Origin of the sequence: Aeromonas sp. QDB54 (genome assembly GCF_027707385.1) — a bacterium.
GTDB lineage: Bacteria > Pseudomonadota > Gammaproteobacteria > Enterobacterales > Aeromonadaceae > Aeromonas > Aeromonas hydrophila.
In genome coordinates this window covers 144,100-160,120 of the sequence record NZ_JAPCIT010000005.1, presented here as the reverse complement: position 1 = coordinate 160,120, position 16,021 = coordinate 144,100, and the positions used below count along the sequence as shown (strand labels likewise).

Annotated in this window: 12 protein-coding genes; 1 reads left to right on the top strand and 11 read right to left on the bottom strand. The window is 60.1% G+C overall.

The features are described from left to right. Window positions 1-60: 60 nt before the first annotated feature. On the bottom strand, window positions 61-1,275 hold the full coding sequence (locus PG881_RS06870) for a pyridoxal phosphate-dependent aminotransferase (protein WP_011706443.1): 1,215 nt from the start codon (window positions 1,273-1,275) through the stop codon (window positions 61-63). Window positions 1,276-1,654: 379 nt separating this feature from the next. Here PG881_RS06870 and PG881_RS06865 point away from each other — a divergent pair, with 379 nt between their 5' ends. After that, on the top strand, window positions 1,655-1,867 hold the full coding sequence (locus tag PG881_RS06865; protein WP_042064508.1) for a DUF1653 domain-containing protein: 213 nt from the start codon (window positions 1,655-1,657) through the stop codon (window positions 1,865-1,867). Between the two features lie 56 nt (window positions 1,868-1,923). Here the strand turns inward: PG881_RS06865 and PG881_RS06860 are convergent, their stop codons facing one another. From PG881_RS06860 to adhE, 10 genes are all read right to left on the bottom strand, one after another. Further along, window positions 1,924-2,187, bottom strand: coding sequence for a GrxA family glutaredoxin (locus PG881_RS06860; RefSeq protein ID WP_010633640.1), 264 nt, complete (start codon window positions 2,185-2,187; stop codon window positions 1,924-1,926). A 142-nt stretch (window positions 2,188-2,329) separates the two neighbouring features. Continuing rightward, window positions 2,330-3,766 carry a D-alanyl-D-alanine carboxypeptidase/D-alanyl-D-alanine endopeptidase gene (gene dacB, locus PG881_RS06855; RefSeq protein ID WP_011706441.1) on the bottom strand — a complete coding sequence of 479 codons (1,437 nt, stop codon included), beginning with the start codon at window positions 3,764-3,766 and terminating at the stop codon, window positions 2,330-2,332. Window positions 3,767-3,898: 132 nt separating this feature from the next. Beyond that, window positions 3,899-5,659, bottom strand: a complete 1,761-nt coding sequence (locus PG881_RS06850; protein WP_264098527.1) for a DEAD/DEAH box helicase — start codon at window positions 5,657-5,659, stop codon at window positions 3,899-3,901. A gap of 113 nt (window positions 5,660-5,772) precedes the next feature. Continuing rightward, complete coding sequence (locus tag PG881_RS06845) at window positions 5,773-6,810, bottom strand: HlyD family secretion protein (protein ID WP_264098525.1); 1,038 nt, start codon at window positions 6,808-6,810, stop codon at window positions 5,773-5,775. A gap of 3 nt (window positions 6,811-6,813) precedes the next feature. Beyond that, window positions 6,814-7,152, bottom strand: coding sequence for a DUF3302 domain-containing protein (locus PG881_RS06840; RefSeq protein WP_017408083.1), 339 nt, complete (start codon window positions 7,150-7,152; stop codon window positions 6,814-6,816). A gap of 289 nt (window positions 7,153-7,441) precedes the next feature. After that, on the bottom strand, window positions 7,442-8,863 hold the full coding sequence (locus tag PG881_RS06835) for a carbon starvation CstA family protein (RefSeq protein WP_264098524.1): 1,422 nt from the start codon (window positions 8,861-8,863) through the stop codon (window positions 7,442-7,444). Between the two features lie 140 nt (window positions 8,864-9,003). After that, window positions 9,004-9,708: a two-component system response regulator BtsR gene (gene btsR / locus PG881_RS06830; protein ID WP_118880962.1), complete on the bottom strand. Its 705-nt coding sequence runs from the start codon at window positions 9,706-9,708 to the stop codon at window positions 9,004-9,006. A gap of 57 nt (window positions 9,709-9,765) precedes the next feature. After that, window positions 9,766-11,436, bottom strand: a complete 1,671-nt coding sequence (locus tag PG881_RS06825) for a sensor histidine kinase (RefSeq protein WP_029300376.1) — start codon at window positions 11,434-11,436, stop codon at window positions 9,766-9,768. Between the two features lie 353 nt (window positions 11,437-11,789). Continuing rightward, window positions 11,790-13,025 carry an HD-GYP domain-containing protein gene (locus PG881_RS06820; RefSeq protein WP_011706434.1) on the bottom strand — a complete coding sequence of 412 codons (1,236 nt, stop codon included), beginning with the start codon at window positions 13,023-13,025 and terminating at the stop codon, window positions 11,790-11,792. A 109-nt stretch (window positions 13,026-13,134) separates the two neighbouring features. After that, window positions 13,135-15,798, bottom strand: coding sequence for a bifunctional acetaldehyde-CoA/alcohol dehydrogenase (gene adhE / locus PG881_RS06815; protein WP_016351087.1), 2,664 nt, complete (start codon window positions 15,796-15,798; stop codon window positions 13,135-13,137). Between the last annotated feature and the right edge of the window lie 223 nt (window positions 15,799-16,021).

Genomic DNA, 16,021 nt, shown 5'->3' with positions numbered 1-16,021 from the left:
CGGCTAGAAAACGACAGACACCAAAAAGGCTCCCGCGGGAGCCTTTTTCATGAGCCTTGTTTACTGCTTGTAGCCCTTGAGGAAGCGGGCGAGACGGCCGATGGCTTCTTCCAGCTCCTCTTCCCGGGGCAGGAACACCAGCCGGAAGTGATCCGGCGCCGGCCAGTTGAAGCCGGTGCCCTGCACCAGCAGCAATTTTTCCTGCTGCAGCAGATCGAACACCATCTTCTGGTCGTCGCGAATGTCATACACCTTGGGGTCGAGGCGCGGGAACATGTAGAGCGCCCCCTTGGGCTTGACGCAGGAGACGCCAGGGATGTCGTTGAGCAGCTCCCACGCCTTGTCGCGCTGGCGGCGCAGACGGCCGCCCGGCAGGATCAGCTCGTTGATGCTCTGGTAGCCACCCAGGGCGGTCTGGATGGCGTGCTGCATCGGTACGTTGGCACAGAGCCGCATGGAGGCCAGCATCTCCAGCCCCTCGATGTAGCCCTTGGCACGGCCCTTGGGACCGGTAATGACCATCCAGCCCTGACGGAAGCCGCAGGCACGGTAGGCCTTGGAGAGGCCGTTGAAGGTCACCACCATCACATCGTCGCACAGGGTGCAGACGCTGGTGTGGGAGATGTCGTCGTAGAGGATCTTGTCGTAGATCTCGTCGGCGAAGATGATGAGGTTGTGCTGGCGGGCGATCTCGATCACTTCCAGCAGGAACTCGCTGCCGTAGACGGCGCCAGTCGGGTTGTTGGGGTTGATCAGCACCAGGCCGCGGGTGCGCGGGGTGATGCGGGCACGGATGTCGTCGAGATCCGGATACCAGTCGGCCCCTTCGTCGCAGCGATAGTGCACCGCATGGCCGCCGGAGAGGGTCACTGCCGCCGTCCAGAGTGGATAGTCGGGGGAGGGCACCAGCATCTCGTCGCCGTTGTTGAGCAGCGCCTGCATCGCCATCACGATGAGCTCGCTGGCACCGTTGCCGATGTAGATGTCGTCGATGTCGACCTTGCGCATCCCTTTCTGCTGGTAGTACTGCATCACCGCCTTGCGGGCCGAGAACAGCCCCTTGGAGTCGCAGTAGCCCTGGCTGAGCGGCATGTTGAGGATCACATCCTTGATGATCTCTTCCGGCGCATCGAAACCGAACGGGGCCGGGTTGCCGATGTTGAGCTTGATGATGCGGTGGCCTTCGTCTTCGAGACGGCGAGCTTCTTTATGCACCGGGCCGCGGATGTCATAGCAGACATCGTCGAGCTTGTGCGACTTGTCGATAGTGAACATGGTGACTGTGATTCCTTCCCCTGGGGGCGCGTTGGCGAAAAAGGCGTTTTTTAGTATCAAATTTCTTTTCCCCTATTCTTCACAGAATTGAATGCTAGAACAATCCTCTTTTTAGTAGAATTCCCTGATTTTTAGCCCTAAAACAGGGTTGCTAAAACGTTAAATTCAGCACGATCGTTTGTGGTAACCGAGTTTCACCAGTGAAAGATGAGGGGCTGATTAACAAAGCTACCCGACTGTGTTGAAATATTCACTCTCGCTGGCACGATTGGCTTGCGTGAAAAATGTCATTATTTTTGTCGGCGCCAGCCCAAAAAGCAGAGCATGTGGTCTGCGCGCCATGCTGGCGCCGCCTGGTGTCGATATCGAAGGAGTTCCCATGCAAGCCCCCGCAGTTGGTCGCTACCGCCATTTCAAGGGTGGGTATTATCAGGTGTTGACCCTGGCCCTGCACACCGAAACCGGGGAGCAGCTGGTGATCTACCAGAGCGAGCAGGATGGCGCCGTCTACGCCCGCCCGGTGGCCATGTTCATGGAGTGGATCGAGCATCAGGGAGACGTGGTGAGCCGTTTCACCCCGGTTGTCGGCTAAGGCAGACCATTGACCATGAAAAAGGCGCCTGATGGCGCCTTTTTCACAAGGTGAGCTTACTGGTAGAGACCCAGGTTCTCTTTGGCATAGGCTTCGAAATCGGTGCAGCCACCGATGTGCTGCTCGTCCAGGAAGATTTGCGGCACGGTATTGACCGGCTTGCCGGCGCTCTTGGCCAGATCTTCCTTGGTGATGCCTTCGGCGTGAATGTCCACGTAGCGGAATTTGAAATCGTCACGCTGTTCAACCAGCTGCTCGGCGATCTGCTTGGCACGGACACAATAGGGGCAACCGGGACGACCAAAAATCACTGCAAACATGTTCTCTCTCCATTCATATGAGGCTGGGGACAGAATAGCCCCGCCTCGTGACTAGTCAAAGTGGAAATTGTCGATACAGCCGTTCGTCATCTTCGATAAGGCGCGCTTCGCCGGCCGTCATCATCAATCACCTTGCGGCAGCTCAGCCCTGATCGGCGATCTGGATCGGCTGTTGCTGATAGATGCTCTCCAGCACTCCCTTCTCGAACACGGTCCAGGGCCAGGCGGCCTTGCTGGCGCGGTAGCGCTCGTGGGTCGCCGGATCCTGCGACAGGCCGCGCTGGAACATCACGAAGGCCTTGCGCTGGCCGCCGGCGGTGTCGATGAAGCCCACCAGGTTGGAGGTGCCGGTGATGGTGCCGGTCTTGGCATGCACCTTGTTTTTCATCATGGGGGCGGTGACGCTGCGCCGCCAGGCCAGGGTGCCGTCCACCTGGGAGCTTGGCAGCAGCTTGATGAGGCCAAGCTCGGCATCATTTTTCTGGATGAAGTTCAGCACCGACAGCATCTGGCGGGCGCTGATGAGGTTGTGGGCAGAGAGGCCCGAGCCGTCGGCCAGGGTAGCGTTGCCCAGATCGATGCCGTTCTTGGTCAGGATGGCGCGCACCGCCATGGTGCCGCTGCGATAGCTGCCCGGCTTGTTGTAGTAGTGGCGGCCCACGGTCTTGAGGAAGGTATCGGCATAGAGGTTGTCGGATTTTTTCAGCATCTTGGCCAGCATCACCGGCAATGAGACCGAGTAGTGGGTGCCCAGCGTCTCGGCATTGTCCGGCGACTTGTGGGTGACCCGCAGCAGGCCGTCATGCTTGATGCCGGCTCTGTCCATCGCCCAGCGGATGTTGTCCCAACCCCAAGCCTCCACGTCGTGGATGGCGAAACGCAGCCCCTGCGGCTCCTTGTTCGGGGTGATGCAGCCCTTGAGCTCGTAGAAGTTACCCTTGGCCATGTCCACTTCCAGTGCGCAGAACTGGCGCGCCATGTCGCCATAGCTCATCACCTCCACGTTGTCGGCACCGATGCCGATGGGCACGCCGGTGGCCACGTTGCCGGTGGCCGGTTTGCCGATCTGGGTGGCGGTGATGGTGCCGTAGGCGCAGTTCTTGTCGATGATCACCGACGAGACCGGGGCGGCGAAGCAGAGAGTCTGATCCCCCCACGACCAGCCGTTGCCGCGCTCGTAGCCGTTGTAGGCGCCGGTGTTGACGTAGACGTTGCCCTTGATGCGGTTCACGCCAAGCTGCTTGAACAGGGCCAGCAGATCCATGCGGGAGAGGGTGGGGTCGCCGACGAAGTTGATCCAGATGTCGCCATTGATGGCATCACCCTGTTTGGCGCCGGGCTGAGCCTGAATGTCGGTGGCAAAGCGGAAGTCGGCACCGAGCTCGAGACGGGCCGCCAGCGCGGTGAGTACCTTCATGGTGGAGGCGGGGGCGATCATCTGATCCGCATGGCGGGCAAATTCAACCCCGTTGTTGCCCTGCACTATGATGGCGTACTGGCCACCCTGAGGGGGCGTCAGCGGGGCGGCCTGGGCCGCCAGGGAAAAGAGAGCACAAAAACCAATCAACAGCCGCTGCATAACATCCTCTAAACGTGACGAAGGGGCCCGGCAGTGGTGCCGGCCCTGACAATTCAACCTTGTTTCACCCGCCGATGCGGGATCGACCGTGGCAAAGCCATTCATACGATTTATGCCGGTCGCCACTGGCCATCACGCCAGCGAGTTGGCGGTGCGATAGCGACCCTCATAATCAAAAATCTTCTCTTTTATCTGCCAGAACCGCCCCGCTTTGCGGGCGATGACGAAATCGGGGTGGCGAAACTGGCTTTGCGCCGCCAGCACGCTCGCCAGGGTGGCAAATTCGGGTTCCAGACCCGGAGCGGGCCAATGATGACGCACAAAGACCTGTTGAAACAAGCGCCGTGCGCCCTGGGAGTGAAATCCGAAGTACTCATTGAGGGTGAGACCATCCTCATCGTGATAAACCACCTCCAGCCGCTCCCCCTGTTTGCCACGTCCGGCACTCAGCGTCAGCCCGGCGCAGCGAATGACCATGCAATCCTTGAGATTGAGCGCCTCTTTGAGCTTGTCGTCAGGATCCACCAGCAGCTGATCGCAGCTCTGGCAGCGGCGGGCGGCGATGTCGTTTTCGCTGCCGCAGGCGGGGCAGATCTTGGCGCGAAAGCGGTAGTCGCACTCCTCGCGATGGCCCTCGTCATCTTCAAACAGCCCCTGACAGCGGCGACCGTAGTGCTCGATCACCTTGCCATCCTCGTCGGTCTTGCCCCAAAAAGTGTTGGCAAAGCCGCAGGCGGGGCAGGGCACCTGCACCGGCTCGGTGCCAGCGTGGGGGCGAGGCTCCCCCACCTCGGGGGCGAACAGGTTGAAGTTGTTGCCGGCGTAGTCGAGCACCAGACAGTCCGTCTTGCCGGGAGAGAGGCGCAGGCCGCGCCCGACGATCTGCTGGTAGAGCGACACCGATTCGGTGGGTCTGAGCATCACGATGAGATCCACGTGGGGGGCGTCGAAGCCGGTGGTGAGCACCGCCACGTTGACCAGAAACTTGAGCTCGCGCGCCTTGAAGGCGTTGATGAGGGCATCGCGCTCCGGCCCCGGCGTCTCGCCGGTGATGAGGGCGGCCTGCTGACCTCTGGCACCCAGCAGGCCGTGAATTTCGCGGGCATGCTCGACGGTGGCGGCGAAGATCATCACCCCCTGCCGATCGGCCGCATACTCCAGCACCTGGCTCAGGATATGGGGGGTAACCCGCTGCTGACGCTTGAGTTCGCTGTTGAGATCCGCCTCGCTGAACAGGCCGTTCTCCCGCGCCACCAGCTTGCTGAAGTCGTAGTGGACGATGGGGGCATCCACCAGCCTGGGCGGGGTCAGATAGCCGTTTTTGACCATGAAGCGCAGCGGCAGCTCGAACACGCAGTCGCCGAACAGGCGCTCACCGTGGCTCTTGACCATGCCGTGGTAGTGGCGCCGATAGATCCAGCCCAGCCCCAGCCGATAGGGGGTGGCGGTGAGGCCGAGGATCTTGAGGGCTGGATTGGCGGCCTTGAGATGCTCGATCACCTGATGGTACTGGCTGTCGTCATCAAGCGAGACCCGGTGGCACTCATCGATGATGAGCAGCGAAAACGCCCCGTCGAAGGCAGCCAGATTGCGCGCCACCGACTGCACCGAGCCAAACACCACCTGGGCGCTCGCCTCCTTGCGAGCGAGCCCAGCGGCGAAGATGTCGGCCTTGAGTCCCCATGCTTCGTACTTGGCGTGGTTCTGCTCTACCAGCTCCTTGACGTGGGCCAGCACCAGCACCCGGCCGCGCGCCTTGCGGGCCAGTTCGGCGATCACCAGACTCTTGCCAGCCCCGGTGGGCAGCACCACCACGGCGGGATCCGGGTGCTGACGAAAGTGGCTGATCACGGCGTTGACGGCGTCGGTCTGATAGGGTCTGAGAACGAACATGCAGGCTTGGGGTATCGATATGGGGTGGTGCAGGATGGCGCCATTATAGGGATCCTGGCGCCAAAAAACAGCGGGCCGGCATGGTGCCGGCCCGCTGGCGATGACGTCTTCGCTTAGTGGAAGGGGAAGACGTAGTTCATCCAGCTGGCCATGCGCAGCAGCACCTTGCGCATCACCGAGACATGGTGGAAGTGCTTGGTGTAGATGGCGGCTTGGCCGCTGGCCCCGGCGATCACCTGATACTTGGCCCACTCGGGGTCGGTGATGGAGATGAGCACCGGCAGGCGGCCCGGCCGCACGGCACTGGTCTGATCCAGCAGGCCGGCGTTGGCCTGCACATTGCCTGCGGCGATGGCCGGGATCACGGCGGTCACCTTGCCTTGGAAGATCTTGCCGGGGATGCCGTCGATCACCACCTCGGCCTCATCGCCCACCGCCAGGCGCTGCATGCTGTTCTGCCAGAACCAGCCTACATAGGCGTTCTCATCCTCGTGAATGAAGGTCATCACCGGGCGATACATGTAGGGGGTGGCTATCATGCCGGGGCGCAAGGCCAGCTGCACTACGTGACCGTTGCTCGGGGCATAGACCACGGTCTGCGCGACCTGATATTTGGCCTCGTCAAGCTGGGCCTGCAGATCTTCCAGCGTTGCCTGTTGCTGCTCGATCTGGGCCACGATGTCGTCCACGTTGGCCTGGGTGACGTCGAGGTCGCGCTGCTTGCCTACGCCGCGACGCATCAGATCGCTGGCGCGATCCCGGTCGAGCTTGGCGGAGCGCAACCTGGCCTTGATGGACTTGAGGTGGTTGCGGTTGGATTCAACTCGCGCCGTCAGGCTATCTGCCTTCAGCTGGAAGGGGGCGGCATCCAGGCGAAACAGCACGTCGCCCTTCTTCACCGGCTGGTTGGCCTGTACCGGCACCTCGATGACCCGGCCCTTGACCAGCGGCACGATCGGGGTGGAGACATAGTAGTTGCGCGCCATCTCGGAGTAGGGATGGTTGTAGTTCATCAGCATGATCAGGGTGCCGATGATCAGCACGCCGCCCAGTACGGCGGTGGGCACGGTCCACTTGTTGAGCGGGATACGGAAGATTTTGAAGATGGCCACGCAGATGGCCGTGTAGGTCAGGATCAGTAGCAGGTCCATGATTTATCCCTGTTGCTCGGTCTGTTCGATGGTGTTGAGACGGGTTTTGAGGTCGGCCAGCTCCTGTTTGAGCTGCTGAATATCCTCTTCATCCTGCTGCAGCCGCTGATTGAACCCCCAGCCCCGCTCGGGACGATAGAGGGTGGCCCAGATCCAGAGGAAGGGCCACAGCACGTGCAAGGTAAACAGACTGACCCAGCCGGCCACGTGAATGGCATCCTGATGGGGGTGCTGACGATGCTTGGCTATTTCATAGGGAATGTCGTGAATGACGATGACCCCATAAAAAATGACCAAACCCACAAAAAAAAGCAGACCAAGAGCAAAATAATCGAGTGCCATTTACGCCTCCGCTGGCTTGACGCACCGCATTGTCATTGGGAACAGGGCTCTGCAAGGCAGTCAGCCACCTGATTTCCCTCCTGTCGGGCCCGAAATATTAAGTTGTTTTGTTGTACTGAAGCTTAAGTGGTTTCCAAGTCGTCAAAACAGACGCTGATGTTATTGGGGGCAAGTCCGTAAAGTCGTATCCATGACAAGAACTTACGGGACGAGTATGGCATTAGTGCGATGAGATGAGCAGCAAAAAAAGGAGCCTTTATGGCTCCTTTTTTGACATGGTTGGCGTGGATCAACTTTCGTTGGGCTTGTTGATCAGCGCGGGCCTGAATTTCACCAGGAAGGCCACCGTGACGATCAGAGTGCTGGCCAATCCAATCATGGTGGAGACGTCCATCTCCAGCCCGAACCCGATGGGGGCGTTGGCCAGGTAGGTGAACACCACGGCGGTCATGAACATGGCGGGAATGGTGCAGACCCAGTGCAGCTTGCCCTCTTTGGCGAGGTAGGCCGCCGCCGCCCACAGCATCATCACCGCAGTGGTCTGGTTGGCCCAGCCGAAGTAGCGCCAGATCACCCCGAATTCGGCCTTGGAGATGATGAAACCGAGGATGAACATGGGGATGGCGATCAGCAGTCGCTTGGCCATGGGCTTCTGGGTCAGTTTCAGGAAGTCCGCGACGATGAGGCGGGCACTGCGAAACGCGGTGTCACCGGAGGTGATGGGCAGGATCACCACGCCGAGGATGGCGAGGATGCCGCCCACGGTGCCAAGCAGGCTGGTGGAGACCTCGTGCACCACGGCAGAGGGGCCGCCGCTGGCCAGGGTGGCGTTGAGCGCCTCGGTGCTGTCGTAGAAGGAGAGACCCAGGGTGCACCAGATGAGGGCGATGATCCCTTCACCAATCATGGCGCCGTAGAAGATGAAACGGCCGGAGCTCTCGTTTTGCATGCAGCGCGCCATCAGCGGTGACTGGGTGGCGTGGAAGCCCGACACGGCGCCGCAGGCGATGGTGATGAACAACAGCGGCCACAGCGGCAGCTCGGTTGGGTGCAGGTTGGAGAAATCCATCCCGGTGTTGTAGAAGCCTTTGCCGGAGACGATGAGGCCGATGATGAGACCGACCGACATGAACACCAGCAGGGCGCCGAAGATGGGGTAGAAACGGCCGATGATCTTGTCGATGGGGACTATGGTCGCCAGGATGTAGTAGGCGAAGATGGCCGCAATCCAGTAGACCAGATCGGTTGAGGTGAGGTTGGCCAGAAGGCCAGCCGGGCTCAGTACGAACACCACGCCCACCAGCATCAACAACACCACGGCGAACAGGTTCATGAAGTGCTTGGCGGTGGTGCCGAGGTGTTCGCCGACCACGGTCGGCACCGAGGCGCCCTTGGCGCGCACCGACAGCATGCCGGAGAAGTAGTCGTGCACCGCACCGGCGAAGATGCAGCCGAACACGATCCAGAGCATGGCGACCGGACCGTAGAGGGCGCCCAGGATGGGGCCGAAGATGGGGCCGACGCCGGCGATGTTGAGCAGCTGAACCAGATAGACCTTCTTGTCCGACATGGGGACATAGTCCACCCCGTCCGCCATGGTGATGGCGGGGGTTTTCAGCTCCGGCTTGGGGCCAAATATCCGTTCGATGAATTTGCCGTATACGAAATAGCCGGCCACAAGTAAGCCGACACAGAGGAAGAACCAGATCATTGCTACGCTCCTGCTTTGTTATTGTTGGGTGTGCGCGGCCAGTGTAGGGACTTGCTCTGTTAACGGCAGGTGAAACGGCATGAGCGGTCATATGGCGGACCGAGCGGTCGGCGCTCGTGATCCGGCTCACATCGTGGGGCTTACTCCAGCCCCAGCATCTCCTTCAACTCCTTCAGGTAACGGCGGCTGATCGGCACCTGGGCGCCGCTCGGCGTCACTATCTCCGCCAGCTGGTTCTCCAGCAGCCGGATCTCGAAGATGGCGGCCGGGGCCACCAGATATTGGCGGTGGCAGCGCAGCAGCGGGGTCTTCTCCTCCAGGGATTTGAGGGTGAGCTGGGTGTGGAACAGCTCGCCCTGGCTCGCCACGTGCACCCCGCCGAGATCGGAGAAGGCGTACTCCACCTGCTCGATGGGCAGCAGCCGTACCCGGTTGTGCAGGTAGCCCGGGATGTGGCGAATGGCGGGGGCGAGCGCCGTCATGGGTTGGGGGCTGAGATCTTGCCTGAGCCGCGCCAGCGTCTTGGCGAGGCGGGCCGGCTCCACCGGTTTGAGCAGGTAGTCGAAGGCGTTCTCCTCGAATGCCTGGATGGCGTATTCGTCAAAGGCGGTGACGAAGACGATGCGGGGCAGGGGATCGAGCATGGCCACCAGCTCCATGCCGCTGAGTTTGGGCATCTGGATATCGAGAAACACCACGTCGGGTTTGAGCCGCTGAATAAGCGGCAGCGCCTCGATGGCATTGGCGGCCGCCCCCAGCAGTTCGATATCGGGCTCGGCGGCCAGGTGCTGCATCAGCTCCTCGCGGGCGTAAAGCTCGTCATCGACGATGAGGGTGCGGATCATGGGGTTCTCCTGCGTGGCTGGGGTAGTGAGTGAAGATGGTGTGGGACGGCGGCCGGATCATGGCAATTCCCTTGGCAGGGTGACGGAGACCCGGGTCCAGCAGTCGGGCTCGCAACTGACGCTCAGGCCATAGCGGTTGCCGAAGGCGCTCTTGAGGCGCCGGTCCACCAAGGTCATGCCGAGCCCGTCGCCGGCCGGTTTCTCCTGCCAGGTGCCGGCATTGTCCTCCACGTGGATGGTGACCCGCTCTGCCGTCTGCTCGGTGTAGAGGCGAATGTGCCCCTGCTCCAGCAGGGTGGAGATGCCGTGCTTGATGGCGTTCTCGATGAGGGGCTGCAGGGTGAAGCTCGGTAGCTTGAGGTCGGCGAGGGTCGGCGGGATCTCGTTTTGTACGGTCAGTCGATCGCCAAAGCGGGCCAGCTCGATCTCCAGATAGGATTGGCAGTGCTCCTGCTCCTCCTGCAGAGTGGCCAGGCCGCTCTGGCGCTTGAGGTTCTTGCGAAAGAACAGGGAGAGGTGCAGCAGCAGTTGGCGCGCCCGCTCCGGTTCGCGCCGGGTGATGGCGCTGATGGTGTTGAGGGTGTTGAACAGAAAGTGGGGATTGATCTGGGCCTGCACCAGCTTGAGCTCGGATTGCACCAGCAGTCGCTGCTGCTGCTCCAGCCGGCCGGTCAGCAACTGCTGGGAGAGCAGGTTGGCAATCCCTTCTCCCAGGGTGTGGTTGATCTTGAGAAACAGCCGCTTCTTGGGCTCATAGAGCTTGATGGTGCCGATCACCCCCTCGTCGCCGTGCAGCGGGATCACCAGCACCGAGCCGAGCTGGCACTGGGGCGAGATGCTGCAGCGGTAGGGCTGGCTGTTGCCGTCGGCAAACAGCACCTTGTTGCGGGCGATGGCCTGCATGGTGATGGCCGAGGTGATGGGGGTGCCAGGCTGGTGGTGATCCTCGCCGATGCCGATGAAGGCGAGGATCTTGTCGGTATCCGTGATGGCGACGGCGCCCACCCCGGTCTCCTCCTGGATGATGCGGGCAATCTTGTGGCTGGCCTCTGGGGTGAAGCCCTGGCTCATGATGCCGACGGTGCGGTTGGCGATATTGAGCGCCTTGGCGGAGAAGACCCGGGAGAACTTCTCGTACATCTGCTGCTGGTCGCGGATCATGCTGATGAAGAGCGCGGCGCCGCAGGAGTTGGCCAGGATCATCGGGGTGGCGATGGTACGCACCAGCAGCAGGGATTTATCGAATGGCGTGGCCACCAGCAGGATGATCACCATCTGCATGATCTCGGCGTAGAGGGTGGTGAAGAAGGCGATGCGCGGCTCGAACAGCGCATCCATCTTGCCCGCCCGCATCAGCCGCCAGTGCACCAGCCCGCCCAGCAGCCCCTCGCAGGTGGTGGAGATGGCACAGGCGAGATCGGTGAAGCCGCCCAGGGTATAGCGGTGCAGGCCGCCGGTCAGCCCCACCAGAAAGCCCACCAGCGGCCCCCCCAGCAGCCCGCCCAGCACGGCGCCGACGGCGCGGGTATTGGCGATGGCGTCGTCGATGTCCAGCCCCACGTAGGTGCCGAGAATGCAGAAGCAGGAGAAGGTAATGTAGATGAGCACCTTGTGAGGCAGTCTGACCGAGTAGTTGGCCAGCGGACGCAGCAGCGGACTCTTGGAAAAGAGGTAAGCGATGACCAGGCTGACGCTCATCTGTTGAAGCAGGGAGAGGACCAACTGCATAAAAAACGTTCCTCAGAGTCCGTGCCGAAAAAAGCGGCAACCTTGAATAAATGTGATCAGGATCCTGTTCTGCGGGGCGCCAGGGCGGGATTGCGGCCGCAGTGTGCCAGAAACGTGAAATAAAACCATATTAAATCAGCATGTTAAATTGATATTTGTGTAATCGCCCAAGGGTTGATATTGCTGGATGGAGCATGAATGTATCCGTTGGATACGCCACACGGAGGTGGCATGCTCCGCCCGGCCCCTTGGCTGGGCGTTTTTTATCCATGGTGGATGGCGAACAATTTTGCGGGCAATCGAGTGATTATTCAGGTTTGTCCAATGAGTTATCCCCAGCTTCTGGGGATAACTCAGAAGGCAAAATAGTAACAGAAGCGTCGGGTCAGGTTGAAAAACAGCCGTTGCCCCTCATCCAGCTCTTCCTGCTTGATAAATGATTTGATAGTGCGCTCATCTTCCCGCAGGTCGATCATCGCTACCCCTTCCGGCCGCTGCGCCTTGATGTAGGGCAGCACCTTGGGCTTGAGCGGCATGGTGGGCTCGGTGGAGAGCACCAGCGCCACCGAGTCGTCTGAGAGCATCACCAGCGAACCGGGCGGATAGACCCCCAGCACCTTGATCAGCAGCTTGACCAGATCCTGGTCGAATTTCTTCTGCGACAGCTTGTAGAGCTGGCTGATGGCCTGGCTCGGCGCCGCCGGCGTGGCGCTGTTGCGCGGGTGCAGCAGCTCGTCATAGTAATCCACCAGCCCGATGATCCGCGCCAGCGGCGGGATCTCGCCCCCCTTGATGCCGAGCGGAAAGCCGCTGCCGTCGAGGCGCTCATGATGCAGATGGGCCACCTGGCGGATCTTGGGCTCGAAGGCCTGCAACTGGGTCAGCATCTCCAGCCCGTACTGGGGGTGCATGTTGAGGAAGTTTTGCTCCGACTTGTTGAGCTCCCCCCGTTTCTGGGTGATCTGGGTCGGGATCTTCAGCTCGCCGATGTCGTGCACCAGGCCGGCCAGCCCGGTCTCTTCGATTTCAATGGGGTTCATGCCGAGCTCGCGGGCCATCAGCATGGCGATGAAGGCCACGTTCAGGCTGTGCTGCAGCAGGATGTCGGTGTGCGGGCTGCGAATGAGGTGCAGGCCGAGCGGGCCTTCGTGGGCACTGATGCGGGCGGCGGCGTTGCGTACTATCTGCGCCGTGTTGGCGAGCCCTTCGTCCGGCTTGAGGTTGAGTGCCCCCAGTGCATCGCGCAGCTCGGACATGGATTGGCCGAAGGCCTTGTCGGCGGCGCGCAGGGAGCGGCGAAAGGCTTTCTCATCAAACGGGGCAGGGCCGCTCTCCACCAGCTCTTCGATGATCGAGAGGTCAGGCCCGGCGGAAGGAATGTCACCACGCAAGATGGGTTCGATAGGCAGGTCGCTCTTGTCGGGATCCACCATCAGCAAGCTGAGATCGAGATGGCGAATGATGTCGAGCTGCTGCTGATCCTTGATCTTGAATGCATTGAACATAAAAGGGTGGTTGGTCCATCCCGTGGGGAGATGGATGTAGTGACCTACCCGCAACTGCTCGATGGAGGCTTGTATCAGCGCCATACGCTAGCTCGCATTTCATGAATGCCTATCAACAAGCTAGCAAAATTAAGCAGATAGACAAACAAAAAAGCCCGCGCATGTGCGCGGGCTCTCGAGTCGGTTCAGCTTATCAGGCTTTGGACTTCTTCTTGCCTTCAACCTTGGCTTCTACCTTGGCCGCTACCTGAGCGTCTTCGGTGAAGGGACGGCCGTAGTAGGTGTCCAGCAGGATGGCTTTCAGCTCGCTGATCAGCGGGTAGCGCGGGTTGGCGCCGGTGCACTGGTCATCGAAGGCTTCCACGGCCAGCTGGTCAACCTTGGCCAGGAAGTCAGCTTCAGACACGCCGGCTTCACGGATGGAGGCCGGGATACCCAGAGTGGCTTTCAGCTCATCCAGCCATACCAGCAGCTTCTCGATCTTGGCTGCGGTACGGTCACCGGCGGCAGTCAGACCCAGGTGGTCGGCCACTTCGGCGTAGCGACGACGAGCCTGCGGACGGTCGTACTGGGAGAACGCAGTCTGCTTGGTCGGGTTGTCGTTGGCGTTGTAGCGGATCACGTTGCTGATCAGCAGGGCGTTGGCCAGACCGTGCGGAATGTGGAATTCAGCACCCAGTTTGTGAGCCATGGAGTGGCACACACCCAGGAAGGCGTTGGCGAACGCGATACCGGCGATGGTGGCGGCGTTGTGCACTTTTTCGCGAGCAACCGGGTCGTTGGCACCGTTCTGGTAGCTGGACGGCAGGTACTCTTTGAGCAGTTTCAGGGCTTGCAGCGCCTGACCGTCGGAGTACTCGTTGGCCAGTACGGAAACGTAGGCTTCCATGGCGTGAGTCACGGCATCGATACCGCCGAAGGCACACAGGGATTTGGGCATGCCCATGACCAGGTTGGCATCGACGATGGCCATGTTCGGGGTCAGCTCGTAGTCGGCCAGCGGGTATTTCATGCCGGTGGCGTCGTCGGTCACGACCGCAAACGGAGTCACTTCAGAACCGGTACCGGAAGTGGTGGTGATACAGACCAGTTCGGCCTTCACGCCCATTTTCGGGAACTTGTAGATACGCTTGCGGATGTCCATGAAGCGCATGGCCAGATCTTCGAACGCGGTTTCCGGGTGCTCGTACATCACCCACATGATCTTGGCCGCATCCATCGGTGAACCACCGCCCAGCGCGACGATCACGTCCGGCTTGAAGGAATGGGCCATCTCGGCGCCTTTGCGTACTACAGACAGGGTCGGGTCGGCTTCTACTTCGTAGAACACTTCCACTTCCATCTTCAGGCCCTTGAGCAGACGAACCACTTCGTCGGCGTAGCCGTTGTTGAACAGGAAGCGGTCGGTCACGACCAGTGCGCGTTTTTTACCTTCCAGGTCGCCCAGGGCGATCGGCAGGGAACCACGACGGAAGTAGATGGATTTCGGAAGTTTGTGCCACAGCATATTTTCTGCCCGTTTTGCGACTGTCTTCTTGTTGATCAGGTGCTTGGGACCCACGTTTTCGGAGATGGAGTTACCACCCCAGGAACCGCAACCCAGCGTCAAGGACGGTGCGATGGCAAAGTTGTACAGGTCACCGATACCACCCTGGGTGGTCGGGGTGTTGATCAGGATACGGGCAGTCTTCATCTTGTCGCCGAAGTACTTGATGCGGTCGGCGTTACGATCCTGGTCGGTGTACAGACCGGAGGTGTGGCCGATACCGCCCAGGTTGACCATGGTGCAGGCCATTTCGACGGCTTCTTCGAAGTTCTTGGCACGGAACATACCCAGAGTCGGGGAGAGTTTCTCGTGAGCGAACTCTTCCTCTTCACACACTTCCAGACCTTCACCGATGAGGATCTTGGTGGTGGGGGGCACGGTCACGCCGGACATTTCGGCGATCTTGGTGGCCGGCTGGCCCACGATGTTGGCGTTCATGGCACCGTTGATCAGGATGACCTTGCGGACCTTGTCAGCTTCTTCTTTGGTCAGCACATAACCGTTGTGAGTCGCGAAACGCTCTTTCACCTGGTCATAGATGGAGTCAACCACGATGACGGCTTGCTCGGAGGCACAGACCACGCCGTTGTCGAAGGTTTTGGACATCAGGATGGAGGCGACGGCGCGCTTCACATCGGCAGTTTCGTCGATGACAACAGGCACGTTACCGGCACCTACACCGATGGCAGGTTTGCCAGAGGAGTAAGCGGCTTTCACCATGCCCGGGCCACCGGTGGCCAGGATCAGGTTGATGTCGTTGTGCTTCATCAGGGCGTTGGAGAGTTCAACGGTCGGTTGATCGATCCAGCCGATGATGTCTTTCGGTGCACCGGCGGCAATGGCTGCATCCAGTACCAGCTTGGCAGCGGTATTGGTGGAGTTCTTGGCACGGGGGTGCGGGGAGAAGATGATGGCGTTGCGGGTCTTCAGGGAGATCAGTGATTTGAAGATCGCAGTGGAGGTCGGGTTGGTGGTCGGTACGATACCGCAGATGATACCTACCGGCTCGGCGATGGTGATGGTACCCATCTCGTCATCTTCACTGAGGATGCCGCAGGTCTTCTCTTCTTTGTACTTGTTGTAGATGTATTCGGAGGCGAAGTGGTTCTTGATAACCTTGTCTTCGATGATACCCATACCGGACTCTTCCACGGCCATCTGGGCCAGGGGGATACGGGCATTGCTGGCGGCCAGGGCGGCGGCACGGAAGATCTTGTCTACCTGCTCTTGCGAGAAGCTGGCGAATTCACGCTGTGCTTCTTTGACGCGGGCGACCAGTGCATCCAGTTCAGCCATATTGGTTACTGCCATGTTTATCTCCTGATGATTTGAAAACTGTTTAGTAAGACGTTGGCAATGCCCGGCAATTATAGATGCCCTGTCAAGAACAGAATCACCACAACGGGGTATTTACATGCCTTACTAAATCGCTTTCTGAGTCGATTATAGAGCGGGGCTGACTCAGAAAAACTTGATCTGGATCATGTGTAACAAAAGAACAAAAGAAATTTTGTTTCACAATACATGTTTGCCA